Raw genomic sequence first — 2,292 nt, forward strand, 5'->3', positions numbered from 1 at the left:
GCCGCCAAGGTCACCTCGCGCACCCCGCGGGTCTCCACCGGCCGCCCCGAGCTGACCGAGGCCGCCATCGTGGTCTCCGGCGGCCGCGGCGTCGGTGCCGCCGAGGGCTTCGGCGTGGTCGAGGAGCTCGCGGACGCGCTCGGCGCGGCCGTCGGCGCCTCGCGCGCGGCCGTCGACGCCGGCTGGTACCCGCACAGCAACCAGGTCGGCCAGACCGGCAAGCAGGTCTCCCCGCAGCTCTACATCGCGGCCGGCATCTCCGGCGCGATCCAGCACCGGGCCGGCATGCAGACCTCGAAGACCATCGTGGCCGTCAACAAGGACGCCGAGGCCCCGATCTTCGAGCTGGTCGACTACGGCGTGGTCGGCGACCTCTTCGAGGTGCTGCCGCAGCTCACCGGCGAGGTGAAGGCCCGCAAGGGCTGATCCGCCGCGAGCGGCACACCGCAGGGCGCGTCCGGGAGGTCCCGGACGCGCCCTGCTTGTCTTGCCGGGGTCTGCCGCCCGGCCCGTAGAGTCGGCCCCACGACCGGCCGCGACACGGCCGGCGAGGACAAGGCCGCACACCGCGAGCAAGGGCGAGGGCAGAGGCATGACACTCCTGACGGCACTTCAGGGCGACTTCGGCGATTCCGGCGACGCGCTGCGGATCGACGGCCGCGAGCTCTCCCGCGAGGAGTTGCTCGGGGCGGCGACCGCGGTGGCCGACCGGGTGGCCGGCGCCCCCGCCCTGGCGGTGCTGGCCCGGCCCACCGCCGAGACCGTCGCCGCCGTGGTCGGCGGTCTGCTGGCCGGCGTACCCGTGGTACCGCTGCCGCCCGACTCCGGCCCCAAGGAGCGCGCGCACATCCTGCGCGACTCGGGCGCCGCCCTGCTCGCGCACGCGGCCGCGGACACGGTGCCGCAGGACGCGGGGGTGGCGGCGCTGCCGGTCGACCTGACGGAGCGTTCCGCCACCACGTACGCCGAGCCCGCATCGGACGCCACGGCGTTCGTGCTCTACACCTCGGGCACCACCGGTGCGCCCAAGGGGGCGATGATCCACCGCTCGGCCGTCGCCGCCGACCTGGACGCGCTCGCCGAGGCCTGGGCGTGGACCGCCGACGACACCCTGGCGCACGGTCTGCCGCTCTTCCACGTGCACGGCCTGGTGCTCGGCGTGCTCGGCGCCCTGCGCACCGGCAGCCGGCTGGTGCACACCGGGCGGCCCACCCCGGCCGGGTACGCGGCCGCCGGCGGCAGCCTGTACTTCGGCGTGCCGACCGTCTGGTCCCGGCTGGCCGCCGACCCGGAGGCCGCCGGGCAGCTGGCCTCCGCCCGGCTGCTGGTCTCCGGCAGTGCCCCGCTGCCCGTGCCGGTCTTCGGGAAGCTGACCGAGCTGACCGGCCACGCCCCGATCGAGCGGTACGGCATGACCGAGTCGCTGATCACCGTCTCCACCCGGGCGGACGGCGAGCGCCGCCCCGGCAGCGTCGGCCTGCCCGTGGCCGGCGTGCGGACCCGGCTGGTCGGCGAGGACGGCGAGCCCGTCCCGTCCGACGGCGAGAGCGTCGGCGAGCTGCAGGTCGCCGGGCCGACCCTGTTCGCCGGCTACCTCAACCGGCCGGACGCCAACGCCGAGTCCTGGACGGCGGACGGCTGGTTCCGCACCGGGGACGTCGCGGTGATCGGTGAGGACGGCTTCCACCGGATCGTCGGGCGCGCCTCGGTCGACCTGATCAAGAGCGGCGGGTACCGGATCGGCGCCGGCGAGGTGGAGGCCGCCCTGCGCGACCACCCGGCGGTCGCGGACGCCGCCGTGGTGGGCGCGCCCGACGAGGACCTCGGCCAGGCGGTGGTCGCCTATGTCATCCCGGACGGCGCGGTGACGGGGGAACAGCTGACGGCCTTCGTGGCGGAGCGGCTCTCGGTGCACAAGCGGCCCCGGAAGGTCGTGCTGGTGCCCGAACTGCCCAGGAACGCCATGGGAAAGGTCCTGAAGAAGCAGCTGCTGGCGGAGTCGGCACACGGGTGACGGGAGGTCATCCGCCGGTCGTCCGGGTGGTCGTCCGGTGACGGATGCTCACCTGATCGACCGTCTCCCTGCTCACCATCCGTGAACCTCCTTTGGCGCACTCCACTGCGCGCCGTGAGCGGACGCGTGCCTACCGTGACACGCAGGCAGAACCGAATCCCTGGCCGACATGCGGCGGGGGGGGGGGGGGGGGGGGGGGGGGGGGGGGGGGGGGGGGGGGGGGGGGGGGGGGTAGGGGGGGGGGGGGGAGAGGGGAGAGGGGGGGGGAGGACAAAAAC

Annotated in this window: 2 protein-coding genes; both read left to right on the forward strand. The window is 75.6% G+C overall.

Translation table 11 applies throughout. From position 1 onward, the window contains the following. Positions 1 to 426 (forward strand): electron transfer flavoprotein subunit alpha/FixB family protein (locus tag ACZ6NC_RS41875; protein WP_465739138.1); only part of this gene is annotated, 426 nt, incomplete at its 5' end. Between the two features lie 166 nt (positions 427 to 592). Further along, entirely contained in the window at positions 593 to 2,014 is a 1,422-nt protein-coding gene (locus tag ACZ6NC_RS41880; RefSeq protein WP_465739139.1) for an acyl-CoA synthetase, read from the forward strand. Positions 2,015 to 2,292: the final 278 nt, after the last annotated feature.

It is taken from the genome of Kitasatospora sp. NPDC041988, assembly GCF_055588525.1.

Bases quoted from the DNA above. Each gene is read 5' to 3' on its own strand.
- ACZ6NC_RS41880 (WP_465739139.1), top strand. From the start codon at position 593: ATGACACTCCTGACGGCACTTCAGGGCGACTTCGGCGATTCCGGCGAC.